At 47.2% G+C, this 22004-nt stretch carries 21 protein-coding genes; 11 read left to right on the forward strand and 10 right to left on the reverse strand.

Features of this window, described 5'->3' with window-relative positions; all coding sequences use genetic code 11:
* Positions 1-4: 4 nt before the first annotated feature.
* Positions 5-145, reverse strand: a complete 141-nt coding sequence (locus IEV98_RS20310; protein WP_188507865.1) for a hypothetical protein — start codon at positions 143-145, stop codon at positions 5-7.
* 286 nt (positions 146-431) lie between these two features.
* Here IEV98_RS20310 and IEV98_RS20315 point away from each other — a divergent pair, with 286 nt between their 5' ends.
* The gene (locus tag IEV98_RS20315; RefSeq protein ID WP_188507866.1) at positions 432-1418 is read left to right on the forward strand and encodes an AraC family transcriptional regulator; all 987 of its coding nucleotides are present in this window, start codon (positions 432-434) and stop codon (positions 1416-1418) included.
* Positions 1419-1529: 111 nt separating this feature from the next.
* Entirely contained in the window at positions 1530-2969 is a 1440-nt protein-coding gene (locus IEV98_RS20320; protein ID WP_188507867.1) for an AAA family ATPase, read from the forward strand.
* Positions 2970-2974: 5 nt separating this feature from the next.
* Here the strand turns inward: IEV98_RS20320 and IEV98_RS20325 are convergent, their stop codons facing one another.
* The 6 genes from IEV98_RS20325 to IEV98_RS20355 all read right to left on the reverse strand — a co-directional run bounded on the left by IEV98_RS20325 (position 2975) and on the right by IEV98_RS20355 (position 8149).
* Entirely contained in the window at positions 2975-3367 is a 393-nt protein-coding gene (locus IEV98_RS20325) for a YciI family protein (RefSeq protein ID WP_188507868.1), read from the reverse strand.
* A gap of 218 nt (positions 3368-3585) precedes the next feature.
* Entirely contained in the window at positions 3586-4065 is a 480-nt protein-coding gene (locus IEV98_RS20330) for a zeta toxin family protein (protein WP_188507869.1), read from the reverse strand.
* 14 nt (positions 4066-4079) lie between these two features.
* Complete coding sequence (locus IEV98_RS20335; protein ID WP_188507870.1) at positions 4080-4337, reverse strand: hypothetical protein; 258 nt, start codon at positions 4335-4337, stop codon at positions 4080-4082.
* A 97-nt stretch (positions 4338-4434) separates the two neighbouring features.
* Complete coding sequence (locus IEV98_RS20340; protein ID WP_188507871.1) at positions 4435-5970, reverse strand: Fic family protein; 1536 nt, start codon at positions 5968-5970, stop codon at positions 4435-4437.
* Between the two features lie 178 nt (positions 5971-6148).
* A complete protein-coding gene (locus IEV98_RS24660; protein ID WP_307726872.1) occupies positions 6149-6979 on the reverse strand; it encodes a helix-turn-helix domain-containing protein in 831 nt (276 codons plus the stop codon).
* Between the two features lie 24 nt (positions 6980-7003).
* Positions 7004-8149: a hypothetical protein gene (locus IEV98_RS20355; protein WP_188507874.1), complete on the reverse strand. Its 1146-nt coding sequence runs from the start codon at positions 8147-8149 to the stop codon at positions 7004-7006.
* A 152-nt stretch (positions 8150-8301) separates the two neighbouring features.
* Between IEV98_RS20355 and IEV98_RS20360 the strand changes: the two genes are divergently transcribed.
* The 4 genes from IEV98_RS20360 to IEV98_RS20375 all read left to right on the forward strand — a co-directional run bounded on the left by IEV98_RS20360 (position 8302) and on the right by IEV98_RS20375 (position 10586).
* Positions 8302-9207, forward strand: coding sequence for a hypothetical protein (locus IEV98_RS20360; RefSeq protein ID WP_188507875.1), 906 nt, complete (start codon positions 8302-8304; stop codon positions 9205-9207).
* Positions 9204-9509: a hypothetical protein gene (locus tag IEV98_RS20365; RefSeq protein WP_188507876.1), complete on the forward strand. Its 306-nt coding sequence runs from the start codon at positions 9204-9206 to the stop codon at positions 9507-9509. The genes IEV98_RS20360 and IEV98_RS20365 overlap by 4 nt, the downstream gene beginning before the upstream one ends.
* An 85-nt stretch (positions 9510-9594) precedes the next feature.
* Positions 9595-10062 (forward strand): MauE/DoxX family redox-associated membrane protein, encoded by a 468-nt coding sequence (locus tag IEV98_RS20370; RefSeq protein WP_188507877.1) that lies wholly within the window; start codon positions 9595-9597, stop codon positions 10060-10062.
* Positions 10063-10223: 161 nt separating this feature from the next.
* Positions 10224-10586: a hypothetical protein gene (locus IEV98_RS20375; protein ID WP_188507878.1), complete on the forward strand. Its 363-nt coding sequence runs from the start codon at positions 10224-10226 to the stop codon at positions 10584-10586.
* 44 nt (positions 10587-10630) lie between these two features.
* On the opposite strand, the gene IEV98_RS20380 is transcribed toward IEV98_RS20375, so the two are convergent.
* Genes IEV98_RS20380 through IEV98_RS20390 form a run of 3 tightly spaced genes read right to left on the reverse strand, consistent with a single transcriptional unit; the run spans position 10631 to position 16742 of the window.
* Positions 10631-12007 (reverse strand): RagB/SusD family nutrient uptake outer membrane protein, encoded by a 1377-nt coding sequence (locus IEV98_RS20380; RefSeq protein WP_188507879.1) that lies wholly within the window; start codon positions 12005-12007, stop codon positions 10631-10633.
* A gap of 4 nt (positions 12008-12011) precedes the next feature.
* A complete protein-coding gene (locus IEV98_RS20385) occupies positions 12012-15209 on the reverse strand; it encodes a SusC/RagA family TonB-linked outer membrane protein (RefSeq protein ID WP_188507880.1) in 3198 nt (1065 codons plus the stop codon).
* Positions 15210-15212: 3 nt separating this feature from the next.
* Positions 15213-16742 (reverse strand): TlpA family protein disulfide reductase, encoded by a 1530-nt coding sequence (locus IEV98_RS20390; protein ID WP_188507881.1) that lies wholly within the window; start codon positions 16740-16742, stop codon positions 15213-15215.
* Positions 16743-17584: 842 nt separating this feature from the next.
* Between IEV98_RS20390 and IEV98_RS20395 the strand changes: the two genes are divergently transcribed.
* The 5 genes from IEV98_RS20395 to IEV98_RS20415 all read left to right on the forward strand — a co-directional run bounded on the left by IEV98_RS20395 (position 17585) and on the right by IEV98_RS20415 (position 21983).
* On the forward strand, positions 17585-18100 hold the full coding sequence (locus tag IEV98_RS20395; protein WP_188507882.1) for a hypothetical protein: 516 nt from the start codon (positions 17585-17587) through the stop codon (positions 18098-18100).
* A gap of 334 nt (positions 18101-18434) precedes the next feature.
* Positions 18435-19061 (forward strand): DUF4760 domain-containing protein, encoded by a 627-nt coding sequence (locus tag IEV98_RS20400; RefSeq protein ID WP_188507883.1) that lies wholly within the window; start codon positions 18435-18437, stop codon positions 19059-19061.
* 27 nt (positions 19062-19088) lie between these two features.
* On the forward strand, positions 19089-19778 hold the full coding sequence (locus IEV98_RS20405) for an HNH endonuclease (protein WP_188507884.1): 690 nt from the start codon (positions 19089-19091) through the stop codon (positions 19776-19778).
* A gap of 147 nt (positions 19779-19925) precedes the next feature.
* Positions 19926-21167, forward strand: a complete 1242-nt coding sequence (locus IEV98_RS20410; protein ID WP_188507885.1) for a ParB/RepB/Spo0J family partition protein — start codon at positions 19926-19928, stop codon at positions 21165-21167.
* 3 nt (positions 21168-21170) lie between these two features.
* Positions 21171-21983 (forward strand): alpha/beta hydrolase, encoded by an 813-nt coding sequence (locus IEV98_RS20415; protein WP_188507886.1) that lies wholly within the window; start codon positions 21171-21173, stop codon positions 21981-21983.
* Positions 21984-22004: the final 21 nt, after the last annotated feature.

Consider the following 22004-nt stretch of genomic DNA (forward strand, 5'->3'; position numbering starts at 1 on the left):
TGCATTACAGCGGGGTAAACCCGCACTTCGGCACTTTAGGCTCATCTTCCTCGTCAGCGCTCAGCAAACCAAACAGGGCCTGCAAAGGCATTGGGTTTTCCATGATCGTACCTGCACAAGACTGGGCTTTGCTATCGAAATTCATCGTTTTCATTTCGTGATAATCCAACTATTAAACCATTACCCGCTTTGGTGTTTACCGGGGCTTCAGGCACCTTCCCCGTACCTGCGGCCGCAGGGTATTTGTGTGATCACGATGCAAGGATAAGGAGCCGAAAACACATATGGAAAGGGTAGGGATACATAGCCGGATATCGGTATACGAACGGCGCAAATTTGTGATAACCTGCAACAGCTACCGGTTATCACAAATACATGCCGTTCATCACAAGGTCTTTGCTATGCGGAGATCGGTTGGCTAGTTTCGAAGCATGCGGCTATCCATCCACATCGCCAGGCCCGATGCCCGCGTACGCGACGAAACCGCCATACGCGCGGCCGTGGCGCGCAGCGCCTACCCGTTGCCGGGTGCGGAGGTGCGGTATTGGGCAGCGCACGGATGGAGCGTGCTGGAGCAGGGGTACGACCTGCCCGACGTATATGCTTGCAGCATCGAGGTGGAGGCCAGCAGCGATGCCACCATACCTATCCATTGCCCCAGGCACGATTTGTACGGATTTTACGTATTGGCGGGGAGCCTCCATATTACCGGTGCCGATGAGCAGACCGCTGTGCTGCGCACCGATGCCGGGCACTACCGGCTCAGCTACCTCCCCGCGGCCGCCTACAGCTGTCACTTTGCGGCAGGTAGGCACCATATTTTTTACTTCGTAGCCAAGGATAGCGTGCTATTCCGCGAGGCCAGCCACGAGCTGGAGGAAAACATTGCGCCCGTGGAAGCCCTGCGGGCCAAGCTCGGTACACCGGCGGTGAGCGCCAGCCTTTCCACGGCCGGCGCGGCAACGGATGCCATCCGGCGATTTATGCACCATCCTGGCAGTAGCTACCTGCGGCGTTACATTGCTATTCAGACGCTCGTGATCACGCTGTTGTTAGCAGCCTGCGAGAAATTGCATGTGCAGGCTGCCACAGGGCGGGTCGGCTTCGTACTAGCTACGCGTATGCGTGCGTATATTGATGATCAGGTGGCCGATGGCGACAATGTCGATGCCGCCAAGGTGGCGCGGCGGTTTGGGGTATCCTACGCCTATGCCAAGGTGATTTTCCGTACGCACGTAGGCCAGGCCATCGGCGGGTACATCCGTTGCAGCAAGTTGGAGCAAGCGCGCCGTATGCTCCTAGCGGGCGAAACCCCGGCGCAGGTAGCGCGGTATGTGTGCTGGACGTATGGGCATTTCAATAAGGCGTTTAAGGCGCGGTATGGGGTGCCGCCGGGGGGCTATCGGCAGCATACATAAATTCCGCCGCCAAAACCACCGCATAGAACATACATTTGGCAATATATAATGTTATTGCTTGCCAAATGTCCTAAGAAAAGCATACATTTGGCAAGTAATAAGCCAGCGGATATGGATAGAAAAATGATTATCGGTAGGGTTGAGGAACAAGAAATACTGACACGCTTATTGAAAAGCGATCGGGCAGACCTACTTGCGATATATGGCAGGCGCCGCGTGGGAAAGACCTTTTTGATTACCCATTACTATGCACAAAATCTAAGGTTTTATTGCAGCGGACAATTAGAAGGCAACTTGCAGGTGCAACTTTACAATTTTAAAGAGCAACTAGAAGCCCACTTCCCCAACGAAGCGCTTCACTTGCCAAAAAATTGGCAAGAAGCCTTTTCACTTCTCCGCAAATGTCTCGATGGATTACAGGGGCCCGACAAAAAAGTACTGTTCTTTGACGAGCTCCCCTGGTTAGATACGCATCGATCAGGTTTTCTCTCGGCTTTTGGCTATTTTTGGAATGTATATGCATCTCAACGTAGAGACCTACTGGTGGTCATCTGTGGTTCTGCCGCATCATGGATGATCAGGAAAGTGGTTAATAACAAAGGCGGACTCCACAACCGCATCACGCAGCGTATACGGTTAATGCCTTTTTCGTTGCATGAAACCGAAGCCTATTTAAGGGCAAAAAATATCCATTTTAATCGATATCAGTTATTACAACTTTACATGACCATTGGAGGCATCCCTCACTACCTCAATGCCGTACAACGCGGTTTGAGTGTACAACAGGTCATCGAACAGAACTGTTTTCAAAAAGACGGGGTACTATACCACGAGTTTAATAACCTTTATCAAGCTCTTTTTAACAACGCCACCACACACATTGCCCTCATTCGTGCGCTCGCCAGCCGGCCTATGGGGCTTACCCGAGCGCAACTTCTTGAAATCTCCGGCCTTGATACCGGGGGCGGAGTCACTTCTGCACTGGATGAACTCGAAGAGAGTGGATTCATCATCAGGTTGCATCCATTTGGAAAAAAGCTAAAGGACACCCTTTTCCGGCTTGCTGATGAATATTCCTATTTCTACCTCCGATTCATTGAACATAAAACCGTTGCCGAGCAAGGACAGTGGATAGCGAGAAGCCAGACACCGGCCTATCGATCTTGGTGCGGATATGCATTCGAAAACTGCTGTATCCGGCACATCAAACAAATAAAACGGGCGCTCGGTATATCCGGTATCGTTACTACTCAATCGTCATGGTACACTTCGGGCAGCAGCATTAACGCCGGCGCGCAGATAGACCTATTAATTGACCGCGCAGACCAGACCATCAATCTCTGCGAAATGAAATTTAGCGAACAACCTTTCGCAATCACTAAGTCATATGCCGCTATATTGCAACAGAAAATATTAGCATTCAAACAATATACTCAGACCCGAAAAAACACGCAACTCACGCTTGTTACGACATATGGTGTTGTAGACAACCCCTATAGACAACAATTGATTGATAGCGAAGTAAACATGGATTTATTCTTTATTGATTGATCTTGCTACTGCGGCCGCTCACGCACCTCTACAGAACCCCCGTAATCCAGCACGGGGCACCGTTTGGCCAATTCCGTAGCTTCCGTCATATTCTCTGCCTGCAGCACCACGATGCTCACTACCTTCTGCCCGCCCCAGGTAATCATCCCCGGCTCCGCGTGCTTATCCCTGCCGGAGATGATATAGCCCGGTTGGGGGAAGGCAAAACTCTCTACATATACCCCTTGGGCTTTCCAGTATTCGATGGTCTTGTCCCACTTTGGGCCAACCTTTTTAGCCAGTTCGGTATCATAGGTTTCCGGCACACGTACCACCACCACAAACTTTTTCAGATCGGTTGTTGCCTTTGCCTGGCTTGGCACCACGGCTGCGATCGCCATTAAAATTGCAGTCATCATGTTATCGTTGTTTTTCTACAAAGGTCGGCGGGAGTAGCTTGCCATCCTTGTAAAAAATCATTGATTACCACGTTTCGTCGATGCACACATGGAGTAAATATCCGGTAAATATTCTTCGATCCAGGAAGGCATTTCAGTTAATGGCGAAAATTCCTTAATGAGCCCATTTTCCATTATTATAAGTACCAGGTGTTCTGCCTCAGACGTATCGATGATTCTCAGTGAGTCAAACAACTGAAACGGCGGTTTAGCTGACGTAAATTTCCGTAATAATTTGTTCGTAGCGTCAATGAATCCACAAAATGTCCTCCCTCTTTAGCTCTTATTAAAACCCGGTCTGCCGATAATTCGGGACTTTCAACACCAAAAAACACCATGTGAATCTCATAACCAAGGGTTTTAAATTTTAAAGGCACTTCCCAACTTTCGTCATTCGAAAAATGCCCTTCATAAGCAAAATGGTCACCTTGTGAGGTAGCATTTGACACGAGGTCATTAAACGTCTGTTCGACAAACTCAGAAGCTTGTTTTGCAAGTTCTTTTTGCACCCTGAGGCCTGTTTTCCAAAGCGCTGAGCGCTTCTTAAGGTATAGTTTATCACCATCAAAGAACATTCCGGCTTCTTGAGGGAAATAAATGGGGCCGACTGTCGATTTTCCAGCACCGTTTGATCCGGTAAGGATAAAAAGTTTAGGCATTTAACAAGAGCTGGTTAACGCAATTGATAGCGATCCCGCAGTGCGGAGGCTTCAATGGGGGTCAACGTACGAATTGTTTCGAAGTCTGATCCGGAGGCCGATCTTTCAACTTCAATAATACTGCCATCGGGATATTCCAAAAAACATTTTATCCCCGCCAATTCCCGCACGTTAATCATGAAAGGCAGGCCACTAATCAAACGTTGTTTGCGGAGCTGTTTTACGGCACCACTACCTTTTTCATTTAAACTGACCAAAGTTTCCATTGTCATATCACAAACTTAATCATAGTAAATGAAAACCACAAATTGAGTAACCCTTACTGCGACCCTTCACGCACTTCTGTGCAATCACAATTCTTGTAAAAAATCATTGATTACCAGAATCGGGATTAGCTGAAGAATGCGGTTGGTGCTGGTTTTGACGGTAGGGGACAATACGCAGTATGTGTTCCTCCCCTTCCCTGAATGCATTGCTTGCTTCGAGGACCTGTTGCATAACACCGATACTTTCACCTGTAATCGTTGCACTAAACTGCTGTGCGCGCAGTAGCATCCGGATAAAGGTGTCTGGCTCCTGCCTGCGGGTCAGTTGTCGAAGTGCGCCCAGATAGTCCTCACGGAAAACTGTGGGGATGATGATCTTCGTCTGTCCGGCGCTAACGAGCTCAGCATTCATCATGACCCTTGCCAGTCTTCCATTGCCATCCAAAAATGGGTGCACCTCACTGATCAAAAACATCATGTAGGCTGCTTTGGCAAACGAGTGTCTAAGGGCATGGTAAAAGTCAAATCCCTGAATTAAAGTTCCTCTCACCAATGCATGATCAACAAATTCGGTGTCACCCGCACGGTTGTTTTTGTCTTTAAACTCCCCTGGTTTTTTAGACGGCCGCGCTGCAAGTAGAATCCGGTGCCGGTACAAGAGAATCTGTATGAGTTGCGCCGCATTGTCAGGCGTTACGCCCATCTCCTTGCGGTTTCCAACGATCTGATAGGTACCCAGCACATCGTGCGAATCCTCGTCCCTTGCCGGAAGCGGCTGTCCGGTCTCAAGAATTTGTAGGGCTTCTTGGACGTCAAAACGTGTTCCCTCGATGAAATTGGAAAAATATGCCTCAAAAAAAGCAAAGTTTCGGAAGGCTTTAGGCGTTTTGTTTGCATCGCTTATCTCTGTAAATTCGCGCTGCTGCAATTCCACGAATAGTTTCTCGAAGAGAGCCAACCGCTGCGGATCGTAAGGATGTCCGAATACTCGCGCAATTGTGACCGGCGATTTAAGTATATCAGCTGGTTTGGTGGATAAGATTGCGCCGATTAGCCTATTCAGCTTATCATATTCTTTTTCCATACCGAGCGCGCCGCTGATTTCCTTAGCCCGGTCACGCAGTTCATTCAGGCTTTCTTCACCCTTTACCCTTACAATTTGATCCAATTTTTCCTCGATTTCGGGAAGGGTCAGCGTTTTAGATTCCCCACCAACCTTTCGGGATTCCTGCAGGTTTTCTAACAAAGCACGTTCCTGTCCAGCAACATACAGCCCGTCAGTAAGGAGGTAATCGCCTGGTATTGGCCGGGAGCCCTTGAGGATATTCAGTGTCAAACCCGGCAATTTTACTTTGCGGTCGTACGTATACGTTAGAAACAGATGGTCAGCAGTTGTAGGCTTAAACTCCAATGCAGAGCGATGGCTCAGCAAGATGCCAGGATACAGTCGCCCAATGATTTTGAACCTGTTCCTTTGGATCAGTATGGCCGGATCTTCTTCGAGGTTGGGTGAATAGACCTTAGGGGCGAGCTTTCTTAGCCTGCCCTCTTTTACCAATGCGGTTATTTTTCTGCTGATATGCGGCTCGCTTGATGAAAAAATGATTTCCTGCAAGTGAAGCGGAGTATTCTTGTCCATAACTGTTGGGTTGGTACAAATTTTTCAAGCTAACCTTTTTGCTATTTATATTATTTGCAAATTTTTCCGATTAATTTAAACAAATATACAAATTTATCAAGTTACTTGTTTGTCGGTGCGGTTATAAATTCAATCGCAGACAAGCGTGATTTTTGGTTCCAGTATAAAAAATCATTGATTACCAAAGGCGGGACTGGCTGAAGAATTGGCGAGGGGGCAACCCGGTGAACCGTTTGAAGGCCCGGTTGAAATGCGCTTGGTCAAAGTAGCCGCCTTCCAGTGCCAGGCGCTGGATAGACCGGCCGGGCCGGTTCGCATCGATGAGCGCATTGAGGCGCACGATATCTGCAAACGGCTTAGGCGAAAGGCCTACCGCGCGGCGGAATCGCTTTTCAAATGCATCCTGGCTCAGGCACATGCCGCTGGCCAGTTCGGCCATGGGTAGCCAGCCTTTCGCTTGGCGGATCGCCGCTACGGCATGTAAGGCCGTGGGGTCTGGCTCGTGCGGCCGTAGCTTTGTCAGCAGGAAACGCTCCAGGATGGCCAGCCGCACGCGGTGATTGCACGCTCCGAAGAGCTGCTCCTGCACCCGTGCTATTTCGGAGTGCGCAAAGAAGCTGTCCAAACCCAGTGTAAGGCCCTTCATCTCGTAGAGCGGCTCGCGGAGAAACGCAGGGGCCATCCCTTCCCTCAGCAATGCCACGATGGTACCCGAGTGCGGCCGGTAGGTAATGAGGCGGGCCGATTGGCGCAGCCCGGCCAGCGATGCTTCGGGGATCACGGTGTGTTGCAGGCCATGCCCATCGGCCACCTGCCCGCCAAAGCGAAAGGCCAGCGAAATAGCGGTGCCCGGCAGCACACGGTTTTCGAGCGGCAAGCCCTGGCTCTCAATGACGTGAAACGCCTTGATATACGGTTGCAGCGCCGGGCTGGGTATGTGGGTTTCTAGGATCATCACCTGCTCAAAAATAACCGGTTTTGTGCATACCATTGATAACGCCAACGTCATTTTTGCAGACAACAAATAGCACCACTATTTCGACGAGTCGCTAAATTTGATGTCCATTTTGAAAAGTTCTAAAGCCGCCTCCTTCGTCTTTTGATCCGGTTGTTTCCCCGCTTGATAGTTTCGATCCACCCGGCCGAAATAGAGGTCCATTTTCTCCGAACCGTATTCCGCTTCCAGCTCTCGCCATTGGGCAGGCTGCAGGCACGCCATCCATTGATAAGCATGTTCAGGCTCGCTCAACAATTTGCAATGGCGGAGTTGATAATCCGGCATCAGCAACAAGGATAGCTCGCCCATCATCTCATTAATTGTCGCTACGGCTTCCGGGTGCCGAAAGCGGACGTTACGAGACTTGTACGCCATTTCCAGGTAAGTGCCGTCTTCAAAATCAGGAACATCACGGATGGTGATGTGCCCTGTCTTTACCAATGAATTTACGCGTGCCAGCATCGCCTTGTAACCATAGGGCGGCAATACGCGAAAGATGTAGGGATCCGGGATTTGATGGATCGGCCGTGTGAACGCATCGGGCGCTATCCCGAGATATTTTTCCATCCCCTCTTTCCACATGAGCGGCAATGCCTCGCGGAAGCGGCTGAGAAAAGACTCATCGGAAAACTTCTTCCTGAAATGCTCCAACTCCACTATGTCTTTTTGAATTGACGATAGCATTTCGTCAATTTTTTCTTCGGCCACCAGCGGTTTTACAGCCTTAGCCAATAGGAGCAGCATTACCGAAAACAATAACATTACCGGAAAATGGACGAATGCCCAATGCTTCGCGGCGATTTCGATAGGCGAATCCGGTCGTTCTTGAAAAGACAGCAGCATCGGGAAGATCGTCATATGGTAGCACACCGCAGAAATTAAAAGCGGGACAGCCGATTGGAGCCAGAGCTTGCGGTACCACGTCATATCGATCATCTGATAGATTTTTGCATACCGGTAAATCGTTTCATTCGCCCATACCAATCCTACATAAGCCAAGGCCCCCATACCATAAAACCAGCTATCCGGAATATCCGGCTTTGGCGAAACAGACCACACCAGCCATGCAAAAAGAAAGAATAAGAAAGTCGTGAACGCTATCCTAAACGGGAAACGCGGAGATAATGCGGAGCCCGGCATAAAGGACATCCAAAAATTCTTGAAATACGGTTTACTTCTCATTGGTTAGTTGGGTTTTTTATAGAAAAAGGTAATAGACAGGCGATTATAAAAAAAATAATTTGATTTAGCAAAATAAATGAACCTAAAATAACCACAAACGCCGTAGCCAAAATCACCTAACGGGGCTTCAGGTCTGCCCTACATTTGCCTGTATGAACGAAACAAACCCCATAGTAACCTCCAACATCACCCCCGGGATGATCGGCCACTACCGGCAGCTGCTCAGCCTGCGGCACGAAAATACGGATTGGCTCCGCGGCTATAGCGGCTTCGGCTACCAGCTGCGTGCGTTTACCGCAAGCCATCTTTTTATCATCCGGTTTGATCATGGCTATAGAGAAGGGAGCACGGCGTATTTATCAGTGGTAAACGGTGTTGCCGAATGGCGGTATGCAGACTTGGATTGCGGCTATGCGCGGTGTCCTGTAGTGGTTGATCCCGAGGCGATCCGGCAGCTTGACGAGGTGTTTCTGCGCTACTATCGGCAAAACCGGCTCCCCGATGTGCTGAGCGACGATGGCCAGCACCTATCCGAGCGGCTGGCCTGGCTAAACGAGCATTTCTTTTCGACTGGCGAGGTGGTCGATTCCACCATCGTGCAGGATGAAGATATGATCGGCGAACTCTTTTGCTGGGACGGGGTGTGGGAGTTTCTGAAATATTTAAGTTTTAATTTAGGGCATTACCAGCGTCGGTTTAAGCTGGCGTGGGTAGCCTTGCACAACTATCCGGAGCGCCTGCTTAAAATCCGTTTCGGTCGGCATGTCCGCTTCGTGGATGTAGGCATGGGGGGAAGTCTCTACCTCCACCTGCTGCTGTGCCTCAACGAAATTTTCTGGCCTTATTTCGAAATCCGGCGCTATCGCAACGGAAACACCGGCCCGGGAGGCGTGCTTCCCATTCTATCCGTGTACGACTGGAACCGGCTGGAGCAAATGCATGGCTGCGAAGCCATGGATTCAAAATTTGAGCGGATTACCCCGAAGACGGAGCTCTTTATCCCGACGGACGGAAAGGGGGAGTTCATCCGGCCGTACAACGAACTACTTGGGTTATGAATGCAGTGAAAAAACATCGGGGATGGATACTACCGGTTAGCCTTTTTTCGGCAGCTGTGGCATGGGGTGTAGGTGTCTACATGGGCTACAAGCTAGGACTCCGTGCTTACGATGACATCCTCCTAGACGAGCTGCTGGCAGAGATTTATTACGCAGACAATCCGGTGGATTGCCCGCCATGTGCGGAAGGAAAACAATACGAGTGGTCCGATGTGGAACCGCCAGCTGATATTCACCTGCCAGCGGAAGCATTGGAAGTTCCTAAGGCTAAACAGGAGGGAGATACAGCGATGGGACCGTAATATTCCACCTATCCGGCTAGGCCAAGGCAAGGCTTTCGCGCTATCCAGCAAGATTGAACAGGAAAACGCAATACCCTAATATACTATGGAAAAGAAAATACGATATTTCGATATTATCCTCCGCATCCTTTTCGCGGCCTTGTTTACCTATACAGCCGCGATGAAGCTGATCGACTTTCCCGTTTACCGCATCAAGATGCGACGGCAGCATTTTTTCGAGCCGTTGAAAGAATGGTTGGTATGGGGTGTGCCCATTGCCGAATTGCTTGTAGCCATTGCTTTGGTGCTTCCGTACCTGGTGGCGTCACCGAAGCTGGCGAGGGTTAGTTTGATGGGCAACCTCGTGCTGATCGGCGGTTTCACCTTGTATGCGGGCTTGGCAGCTTCGGGCATCTTCGGCTATACACCCTGTGCCTGCGGCGGATTATTAGAAGGTATGGGATGGTGGGAACATTTCCTGTTCAACCTGGTATTGACATCGATCGCAGCCATTGGCGTCTGGTTGCATCGGATTAAAAAAGACGCCGCATTATTCACGTCGGTTTGTGGTTAATGATTGATTTCATGTTGGAGCGGCAGTATGCTTAGCGAAAAGCAATACATCAACAGGGGCGACAAATGCCCAACCTTACAAAGGCTATTTGCTTGCATTTTGGCAAAAGCGCTGCCAGCATCCGCAAGGAAGCGACACGGGCCGATATAAAACCCAAAGTTATGGTTTTAAGAAAAGTAGTAGGTTTATTTATGGTGGCAGTGATGCTGTGTACTACCTTGATAACGGTAGCCAAGCATCGCGCCGAGCGTGCAGCAGCAGCAGGGCTGCAAACACAAGAATGGTTATTTGACGAAAGTGAACCCGATCCCACCAATCCGGAAAACTATACGATGTATACCGAAGCAGGCGGCTTAGATGCCGAATGCGAAAAGGTATCCGGAATATGCGGTATCATCGCACCGGTGGATCCCTCGAGTTCGCCTTCAGATCCCAAGCCGCTTATCGATGAGCAGCTGGAGGAGCGGATTGAGCAAGAGGATGATTCACAAAATGATGTATTCCTTTTGCCAAGGGCAAATTAAAAAGACGGGAAGTTGCCTCATTGGGGCAACTTCCCTTTTCACTATTACCGTGCGTTTTGTTCGATGCCCGTCTGTTGCACTACGTTAGCCGGTATCAAAAACGTGTATCGAGCGTCATCAGGGTTCAAGGTATAAGTCTCACTACCCATGCTGCGGGTCAATGTTTTTGCAAACCTCGGGTCTTTATTCAGCCTTCTAAGATCACTCCAGCGTATACCGGCTCTAAAAGCCAGTTCCTTGTTTCTTTCTGCGATAATCAGCTGCAACGCTTCATCGGCGTCTGTGGCTTGATAAGGAATAAACTCAGATTTCTCCCATCGGGTTACCAGTAACGTGTTCAGGCTCTCAATTGCGAGATCGGCGTTGCTCAACCTCGCGTGGCATTCTGCTTTGATGAGCCACAGTTCATCGGTTGCCAAGCCGGCAAAGGGAATACCCGGATTGGTGCCGTAATCGCCCTTGAAATGATAGGTTCCATCGGCATTTTGTCGATAGTATACCTGTTTACGTAAGTCGGCGTCGTGATACGAAGCATACAAAACGGAGTCAACCCTGGCTCTGGGCGTTACGAATCCTCCGCCTCCATTCGGTATTTGCGCATGAAACAACACCTCGATGTTGAGCACTTCAATCGGCTTTGTTGCCAGCGGGTCCAAGTCATTAAAGTCCATCAACCCATCTTCCAATTCCAGTGCTGCGTTGGCGTGATCTAAGCTACGCTGGTAATCGCCCATGATGAGGTAGACCCTTGCCAACGCTGCATGTGCCGCGGCTTTATCGGGGCGCACGGCCACTGGAGAACTGGTAGGCAGCAAATCAATTGCGCGGGAGAGATCTGTTATGATCTGTTGGTATGTCTCCGCCAGCGATGAACGTGTAGTAGGAGCCTCGATATTAGGCGAGAGCCGCAGCGGAATTCCTAACGATTGGTCCGCCGAGCCACTATCAAATGGAACGGCAAAAAGTTGGGCCAGTTGGAAAAAGCACCACCCCCGGATAAAGTGCGCAGTACCTTGGATACGTTTCCTGTCCGTCTCCGTCAAATTTCCGGCTTCGGCGCTTCCAGCCTCTTCCAGTACCACATTTACGTCAAAGATATTGAGGTACAAATTGTTCCAATCGCGATCTGCTGAGGCGTCCGGCGCCCACAGGTAAATGTTCCGGGCGTCAAACGCGTCGTTGAGGCGGTTGAAATCGGCCTCCAACAGGTAGTAGTAGTCTGCCGCAACGTCACCCGCGTAGGCATAAGAGGTGTTTCGCCTGGTTTCATTATCCAGAATCGCTTGGAGATCTTTGAGCGTTTTCGGTACGGCGAGTGAACTGTCTGGCTTCACGTCGAGGTATCTAGCGCAAGAGGCCAGCATTGTTATGCACGCAAGCGAGACCAAATGAAGCGTCATATTTCGTGTCTTTTTATCCATGATATTAAAAGGTTAGGTTTAAACCCAATGATAAGCTAAAGGGCGATGGATAACTGCGGGTATCGGGATCGATGCCCAAGTTGTTGGCACGCCAGATAATCGGTAAGTTGCGGGCATATACGGTTATGGACGCTGATCGAGCCGGGAGTGCGGGAAACGTAGCTTTGTCTAACCGATAGCTCAGGTTGATATCTTGCAAGCGGATATGGTCTCCCCGCTCAACGGTTGCTTCCGAATCGCGATATACTTCGTCCCTACGGCTATCCGCCGGGTACACCATGGAAGGTACAGCAGTATGCTGTTCATCCCCCGGCTGCTGCCAGCGGTCATAATAGTCTCCGTGCGCTACGACACCATTATTAAGTAACCCGACATAGCTGACCGTCGGTTTTCTGAAATAATAACCTGTTCGATACGTGATGTTAGCCGAAAGGCTCAAACCAAGCAAAGACCAGGTATTTCGAAGTGAGCCGAACGTACGCGGTAAGGCCGATCCATGAAACACCAAATCATCCAACGTTGCGTTGTTGATGATATCGATATAATTTGAAGACAATTCACCGTTTGCGTAGGCCCTCGGGTTGCCGTTTGCAGGGTCAAGGCCGCCCCAGCGATAGCTCACGATGTTATATGCATCGTGGCCTTCTATCGGAATTAAGTTAGCACCGTTGCCCACGTATGCACTCGCGCGGCTCCGTTCTACAAGATATTTGGTGATTTCTGTCTTATTAACGGAAAGGAAGAAATCGGTACTCCACGCCAATGCGCCTTGCAGATTTCGGCTGTTGAGGCTAACGTCCCAGCCTTTCGTCTTTAATTGAGCAACATTCCGTGTCAGCGTACTAAATCCGGTGGTCATATCAGCCGGAACGGCGGCAATCAGATCCGAAGCGTTTTTTTGGAAGTACTCGATACTCCCCGAGATGCGATGGTCTTTCAACCCAAAGTCGAGCGCCAGGTTTGTCGTCGCTATGTTTTCCCAACGCAGATCAGCGTTGGGCGGATTCATGATCAGGGCATATTGATTCCTTCCCAAAGACGACACGCCGCGGTAGTCGATTGTAGTCACAGCCGCAATGGAATTATTGACATTTCCACTGTGGCCGTATGTTGCGCGCAGTGAAAGTTGCGGCAGCCATTGCCATGCGTAAAATGATGCGTTGGACACCTGCCATTTGTAGCCCGCAGACCAAAGCGGTTTCCATTTGTTGTTGGTGGTTACGCCAAACAGGTTGGAAGCGTCCCGTCTGGCACTTGCCGTAAACACATGGTCGGTTTTGTAGGTGTAGGATGCGTTGGCGAATATCGATACAAACCGGTTCATCCGGCCTGCAAAAGTTGGAGCTTGCCCCAATTGGCTATCAAACGCCATCCCTCCATAAATCGGATACCTGTTTACCATATCAATCGGTTGGGCCAGCATCAGCTCATCGTCATACCCGAATGCGGCAGAAGCGTACGTAGATTCCTCGATCTGCCTGATTTCCCCTCCCGCCAGTACGATCAAGCGGTGGTTCCTTGTCCAATCCTTTGCAAAGTTGAGCTGCCCGCGTATGTTATGCGCTCGGCGGTTGCTTTCCTGCAATTGAAGGATACCGCCTAGGGGCAATGGATGGTACACATTATCGCCATTGATTTGCGTAAACCGGTTTATCTGGTTGCGTGTAGAAAATGTCTGGTCGCTGCGGTGGTTTCTGCTACCGGTTTGCTGATGTTGATACTGGTAGCGCACCTCGGCATTTAAAGCCGGTACCAGTTGGTATCTTGCTGAAAGATTGATTAACAGGTCGTTTACCCGAGCAGTATTGTCGGCCAGATCGATCTCCTCCAGCGGGCGGTAGTGCCAGTCAAGCAACTTGCCGCTGCCTACCGTATCCACGAATCCAAGACGATAAGTATGCTCCAGTATGGCCGGCCGGCCGTCATCGTCTACCAACCGAGCGTACGGATATACCGTTCCGGTGGCGCCGGTCCGCAGCTCGCCGAGACCATTATTCTCCGAGAGGCTGTTTACATACATGATATTGGCCTGTAGCTGCAAATGCTTGATCGGATTGAAGGTGCTTTGCGTGCGTAAAGTAATGCGTTGGGAGCCATCTCCAACCTGATGATTGCGGGCCTTATCCATTCCGCCAGCTATGAAATAGCTCAACCGGTCGCCGCCACCGTTCATATTCAGCGCATACTGCTGGGCGAGCGGTCTTTGGTACACATAATTTGCTAGGTCGTGCCGGATATCGCGTGTGCGCAGCCCATTCAGCAACCGTTGTGCCTCTTCGTCCGATAACTCACCTTGGCGCTGTTTTTCCATGATTTCCACGGCAGGTGTGATGACAGGCCAGCTAACGGTATTTGCCAAGTCGTTGTCAAATGCACCTTGCTCAAACAGGAAGTGCTCGATATCGATAAAATCCGAAGGGCTCATTTGCGGCTGGTAAAAAAGGTCCACGCGATCTTGCATGGAAACATTTGCCGTTACCGACACCGAGAACGGTTTGTTTAGTGCCGCCTTTTTGGTAGTAATGACTACCACCCCATTACCGGCCTGTGCACCCCATATCGATGCTGCGGCAGCATCTTTTAAGAAGGTGATTCGCTCCACATCGTTTGGATTGATGTTTTGGATATCACCCTCATAGGGAAAATCGTCAACAACAATCAATGGTTGGGCGACTTGGGGTGATATGCTGCTTAGGCCGCGTATCCGGAAGGCTGTGTTACTTCCACCCCGTTTGTCAAACAACATGCCGGGCACCAATCCATCAAGGCGGCTGATTACATCCTGGCTGATCTGCCGATTAAACAGCTTGCTGTCTACTTGCTCAAACGAACCGGTAAGCCGGTCTTTTGGTAAGTTTTGATAGCCTGTTGATACCATTACTTCCTCGATGACGTTGGAGGTGCGCTGAAGGTTGATGCTTATGGGCGCAGGCGGGGGCACTTTTATCAGGGTGTCAATCGCGGAATAGCCCAAGTGCGCGATGTGTAACTGCACATTCCCGCTATCGCGGATGATAAAGGAAAAGCGGCCATTGGCATCCGTGTAAGTGCCCGACTGGCTGCTGGCTACTTTGATGGATGCCCCGTGAATGGCCGTACCATGCTGTGCATCGGTGATGGAGCCTGTAACACGATGCTGAGCAAAAAGTGTTGTGGCGTATGATACAAGGGCGATCACCGCGCCGATTATTTTAATGTTCATGGTTTATTGAGTGTTGGTTGATAAATACGTATATCCAATATCGGTAAGCTGAAGTGACGCTGGATTGGGATGAAATCCATTTTCGGTGAGTACAAACATGTCCATTTCGCGCTCGGCCCAGCAGAGTTCCAGTCCTTTGGCATGCAGGAAATCGTTGACGGTTTCTAATGAAGCCTCGCCCGGCGAAGGAAAGTCCAGATCAAATTCACCTTCGTATCCGGTCTCGTTTAGTATGACCGGTAAGGGTTTGTCGATGATCTGATCGATAACATCGGCTACGCCCGCAAATTTGCTGTACCTCACGTAGGTGTCTACGCCGTTTGGGAGAGAGCCAACAGTCTTTCGTTTGTCAAAGAAGCGGCTGTTTATGTTGCCGCCTATTACCCTTACCCGATCATTGCCTGCAGATACAAATCGCCTATTGGAGTCTATGGCAAAAAGAACAAGGCAGTTGACCATGCGGCGTTCTATGCTGCCGGTGAGACCGAGGTATATATCCAGATCATCTTTCATGTTGCTCCGGATTTGCGACTCGCTCATCCCTAGGGGCGAGATGCTTTCATAGGTATAGAAGTTTTGGCGCCTTGCATCGATATCCCTGTAATCCTCGGGAAAAACATACCTTTCTGGTAATGAAGCTTCCAGTATCCGCCTTTTCGGATTGAGGGGCAATGCCGATCGCAACCCTATCGTGTAGAGCTTGGCGACGAATATATTGCTGACCAAGAACCGCTTGGTTTGAGATGCTGAGTCGGTTTCCAAGCGCGTGTCGTGTGATAGCCCATCGATGAATCCACTCAACGCCCGATGGTAAACACCATTGGTGATAGCGGCATCTCGGTATTGCTCGGCGACCTGCAATAACGGCTGTTGTAAGCTCTGCCTTTTCGGAGGGATGTATACGTCGGGTTTCCCGGCGAGCAACTCCTCAATCACACGTTTATTGAGGTATTCGGCCATAGTGATTGCCCTTACTTTGGCCTTCTCGTCTATCAAAACGATATGTGGCAACGTCTGCGATGGGAATACCTCGTACAGCGCATCGCCTTTGGTGATGGATGAAATATGCAGGTCTTTCAAGGTGACGTTGGTTTGAAGAAACCGCATTACCCGATTGGAGTCTTCCCTTGTCACCGGAACAACAGCTAAGTTTTCGGAGAATGTGTTTTCCAAACCATGGAGATAAGGCATGTTGAATATGCAGGTCGTGCAGAAGGTACCCCAGAAATCCAATATAATCAGCTTACCCCGGTATTCATCCAGCGTAATTGTTGCTTTTCCTTCCGTATGATTCACCACCTGCAATGGCTGGTGCCACAAGTATTCGGGGATGGTATCCCCGATTTGCAGGGGAGTAGTAGTGTCTGGTAAATTGCCCGACGCGGCAGCCCCGGACTCCCCCGGAGACTGCGCGTGGGCATACAAACACATGGTCGTTAAGGCAGCCAATATGCTGCTATATCTTGGCTTTAGGTAGCTAAAGGTACAAATAATTTGGGTAAAGCAAGCTTTTAAGCGTAAATTTTGCTTCATTTGTTGGTTGGTTATTAATGGTTTATAAAATCATTTGTTCACAAACCGACTCCTGCGCAAACAAGAAAAACAACCGAAAATTTGCAAAAGTGGAAATGACCATCTACCTTTAGGGTGAGAAATTTATAGACCGAAAAGCAGACAACCGCTCCTCACCTAGGCAAACCGTGCAGTTTCCTTATGGCGCAGGGTCGGTGGCTACCGGGCAGCGGCCAGTGGTGTTTATGCCAATGGCAAGCGTGGCTTAGCGCCAGTGCTTTTTTACTGCCCGATATGTCTTTCGGCCGCCTTTATTCGGGGGCACATATGATATTTTTTGTAAGTTCCTTGAACGTAACCACGCTCGGCCGTAAGGTAGAGCGGAATTGAGGAACGCCTGCAAACGAGTTGCAAGGATAATGGGATTGGAGGTTTGGTTTTCTCGTTTTCATAATTTGATGGTTTTGAAAACGGGCCTCATGTGACGAAGCGAATTGGTTAAAACCAAAAGGGTGGGCTTCGCTACTTTTGCCGAGAGGTACTGTCGAACCCATTCTCTAACCCGAAGGTTGGAGTTACCCACAAAAGGTCATCGCTAGGCCCACCCTTCTGGATGGTATCCGCAAAGATACGAATATCCAGTTAGGTGGAGAACTAACGGCCTCATCGCGGGTGAATTTGACAGTTTTCTCGGGCGCGAGACGTCGTTCAAACTCTCTATATGGAGAGCTTATGTTTTATAAATGTCTAACTTATCATATAGCCGTAAATCATTCATTAACAAAGTATTTGATACACAAATATAATATATCGTATTGATATTGGAAAATATATTTTCCAATATCACAATAAATAGCATGCAAATGGCTGATAGCAAAGGAAATAAAAGTAAAAAAAAGCTAACCCGATTTGGACAATATCTGAATAAGAAAGGAGATGTTGACGCAATAGTTCTCGAAAGAACGGGTCTAACTCAACTCCAACTTGATAATCTAAAAGAGAATGAAAAATCCAACTTATATGGAGCCATTTTAAATGATTCAATAAGAGCTATCGTGAATGACGATGATAATGAATTTGATTTAGCATGCGATTTCATATATATAGACATCAAAATCCCTACGTATACAAAGAAAACAGAAAATGATCCAGAGCTTACAGATTTTGGAAATTATATTCAGCAATTTGTCGTAGAGAGACGAGATATAGCCGATAAAATGGCGTTTAAGCCCGCAAAGCTTAGTAAGTTGATTTTAAAGAAGTATAACAAGACACCTTTAGGATCTGATATATTCATTTTAGCAAAGACACATAGCCTGAGACCCAGTCAAGTTTTTAAAGATTTGTATGGAAACGGTAATCAGACTGGGAATGGGTAAGAGTGGTATTGATCATCATAAGTTGCGATGACCTGTGAACAACTTTTGAGGTTTAAATTGTATCTCAAAGGACGTTTGATAATAAAGATCGATGAAATGCCACAGTCTTTTGATCAGGTTGAAGACGCAACGTCCGAGCTGGGCAAAATGTTGGAGCACCAGTGAACTGCAATAACTGCTTGGTTACGGAAAATGGGAAGATTTCGAGAAAGTAATCGACAAAGCAAAAGATTTAGACAAAATGCCGTGGAAAGCGTTCCTCATCATTTTTCTGATGTCAGGACAATGATAAATCTGGATAAATATTGAAGCTAAATTTAAAATAGAAATTTATATGCGCCGTCAAACTAAATCTTTTGCAATAATCGGTTCAATAATGCTTTTGTTGCTATTTGCCAATGCATTATTCGGACAGACACCTGTCGATTCGAAAAAGCTCGAAGAACTTACCCGTTATGAACTAATCTCTTTAGTGATCTCCGCAATTTCAGCTGTCTTCCTTCTAATTGGCTTCTACGTTACCGTTATTACTATAAGAAAAAACCATGACTGGAATCGAAGGTACAAGTCAATGGAAGCATTGGCTGCTGCGACCGACCAATCCAGAATAGCCGACCTTCAAATCCTTAATAAATGTCTCAAATACTCGGATTCATACGAACCAATTCAATTGGACTTGATTGATTCTAAAGTTGAGGAGAACCCTCAGCTGCTACATATTTTATTAAACCGACTAAACATCTTTGAACTATATGCCATTGGGGTATTTAATGGAGTTTACGATGAAGAAGTCATGAAACACGCCGTAGAAGCAGTAATGGATAGGGCGTATTTTCGGTTCGAGAATTTCATAAAGCGACGTAAGGAGAGCAATTCTACTTTCTGCGAACATTTTGAGTCTATTGTCATTAAGTGGCGAAATGACAAACGTAAAGTAATTCCGAGGAGAAAAACTGCCTAATAAGGTTTAAGCAAACCAACTTAGCAAATGAGAAACCCGAAGTGGCATAAGGACGAATTGATACTTGCACTTGACTTGTACTTCAAGTTGGAGCCTGGACAGATTCATGCGCGGAATCCAGCCACTATTGAGCTTTCTCAGGCTTTGAACACTTTGCCTTTTTCCGCGACAAAAACGGATGCCGAACGATATCGCAATCCTAATGGGGTAGGGCTTAAGCTAAGTAATTTTTTGGCGATAGATCCAGATTACAAAGGAAAGGGTATGCAGTCCTACAGTAAGCTGGACGAACAGGTCTTTAATGAGTTTAGAAATAACCGAGCGTTGCTTCGGAGGCTCGCAAATAATATCACAGCTACACTCGCACATGAAAAGCTGGTCGAAGAGTTGAAAGCGCCTATAGCGGAGGATGAGGAAGACGAGTATTCTGCGCCTGAAGGCAGGTTACTTTATAAGCTTCACCGCTACCGTGAGCGCAACAGAACACTTGTCAATAAAAAGAAAAAAGAACATTTAAAGAAGCATGGTTCGCTTTCTTGCGAATTGTGCACATTCGATTTCGAAAAGACTTACGGTGATGTAGGGAGAGGGTTCATTGAATGCCATCACCGTACACCGCTATCAGAATTAACACCGGATACAAAAACGACATTAAACGACCTTATGCTCATCTGCTCGAATTGTCATCGGATGGTGCATAGGGGGTGGACAACCTGAACAGTATGACATACGAAGAAGGAACAGAATATTTGTTACGAGCGATACAATGCATTTGTCAGCTTTAAGCGACTAGATAGTTGTGCTTATATAACATCAAATTTTTAAGCCATTAAGTCTTATGCAACCATTAAGTCTTACACAATTATGACAACGGAAAATAGAATCACGGCAATTAACAATGCCACATCAACAGGAGAAAAAAAAACAATTCGATATAAACACGTTGATCATCTGCTTGATGTCAAACAAATCCCCTTAGGAGCATTACTCTATAATCCATATAATGGACGAATCCGAAGCTTGATTAAATCTTTCGAGTCAGCTCAACAGCGAGAAATTAATAACGAGGACGAAAAAGATATTGAAATAATCGAACAATACCTATACGACTCGGCCAAAGGAAAGAATGATAAAACGCTAGAAAGCCTACGCGAAAATGGGCAACAAGAGGTTGGTATTGTAACCAAGGATGGCGTAATTATCGACGGCAACAGGCGAGCATGTCTACTTAATATCATCCGAAAAGGAGATGAATCTAGAAACTATTTCAAAGCGGTAGTCCTTCCTGACCAATTAAAAGACAATGAAAGGGAAATCACTCTTCTAGAAACCCGATATCAAATGGGTGTAGACAGCAAAGTGGATTACAATCCTATTGAAAAGTATATTAGATGCTACGAATTGAAAGAGGATCATGATTTAGACTTAAGTGAGATTGCTGAAATAATGGCCGAAAGCGAGCCTCAAATTACAGCATGGTTGAGTATATTTAATCTTATGGAGGAGTATCTAATATATTTAAAGACTCCTCGTATCTATACCAGATTGGAAAAAAGAGAGGGACATTTTGTTGACTTACTTAATTATCTAAATCAGCACGAAAAAAACCTCATATTTTCAGACGATGATTTGGCCAAACTTAAAGAAGTGTACTTCGATTATATCAGACTTGGTATCCCGGTATTAAGAGCGAGAGTAATTGGGCGGCCAACGGGGGCTAATAGTTTCTTCTCGAGGAAGGAAATTTGGAACGACTTTATAAAAGACCATACTGAACTAAAAGCTAGTTATACAGATTTGAGTTTTGACGGGATAAGGGCGAAAAACCCGTCATATTCTAACGAAGATGTAATTAGACAAATTGATAACGCTTGGAAAGATACTTTGGAAGATTCCTTAATCGAAAACCTCTCTTATTATGAATCCGATTTAAAAGACTTAATAGAAACATATGCACCGCTTAAACTTTTGCAACGCATTCAAAATAATGTAGATAGAATCAATGTCGAATCTATGGAACCGACCACAAAAGAAGATGTTATTCGTTTAATTAATAAAATACAAAGTAAACTAACTAACTTGTTACACCTAGTCAACCAAAATTAATTAATGGATTTGCCGAAATTTTTGAAATCGAACAACGACGACACGGCGGTATTATTTATCCACGGACTAAGCGGGAACTATTTAACGTGGAAAAGATTTAGTATTCGCCTAAGTGAGGACTGGAAAGAAGAAGACTCTTTTAATTTAGAATATGATGAATATTATAGCTTGTCATTCCAGATTCCAATTCTGTCGTTTTTCATAAAATGTTACGTTGGAAAAAGCATAGGTGACGTAGCAAGCCACTTAAACTCTATTTTAATATCAGTGGGTAAAAAATACCAAAATGTAATTTTAGTGTGCCACAGTATGGGTGGTTTAGTGGCTAGAAAACTAATAGTGGATAAGCTAAAAGCTGAAAAATCTCTAGGAAATATTAAAGCGCTCATTACGTACGCCACGCCACACCATGGTGCTAGATTAGCGAATTGGGTAAGTTTATTCTTCCACAAACCATTAGCATTAATCAGAATAAAAAAATTCCTACAGCTAAACGATTTGTCCAGAAGCAGCGCTTTCATAATGGATTTGAATGCAGATTGGAGTCGATTAAATGTAAACGACAAGATTGACTTTTTGAGAATCGTTGGTTTAGCCGACGGAATAGTAAGTGTCGATAGTGCTGAGCATGAAGCGGGGACGAACGTATTTTCCTTCGCGAACAAAGGACACTTTTCTATAATTAAGCCGCATAGAAGCATCACAGATGGAGCATTGATGGTTACCTACAACTATTTGAAGGACTTTAAAAAGAATCAAGAATCAAAAGAGCTTTTGGAAATGGGGTATGAAGAAGAAAGTGAATACGATTATTGAAACTAATGCCCCTCACTGAAA

Source organism: Parapedobacter pyrenivorans (genome assembly GCF_014636865.1).
GTDB classification, from domain to species: domain Bacteria; phylum Bacteroidota; class Bacteroidia; order Sphingobacteriales; family Sphingobacteriaceae; genus Parapedobacter; species Parapedobacter pyrenivorans.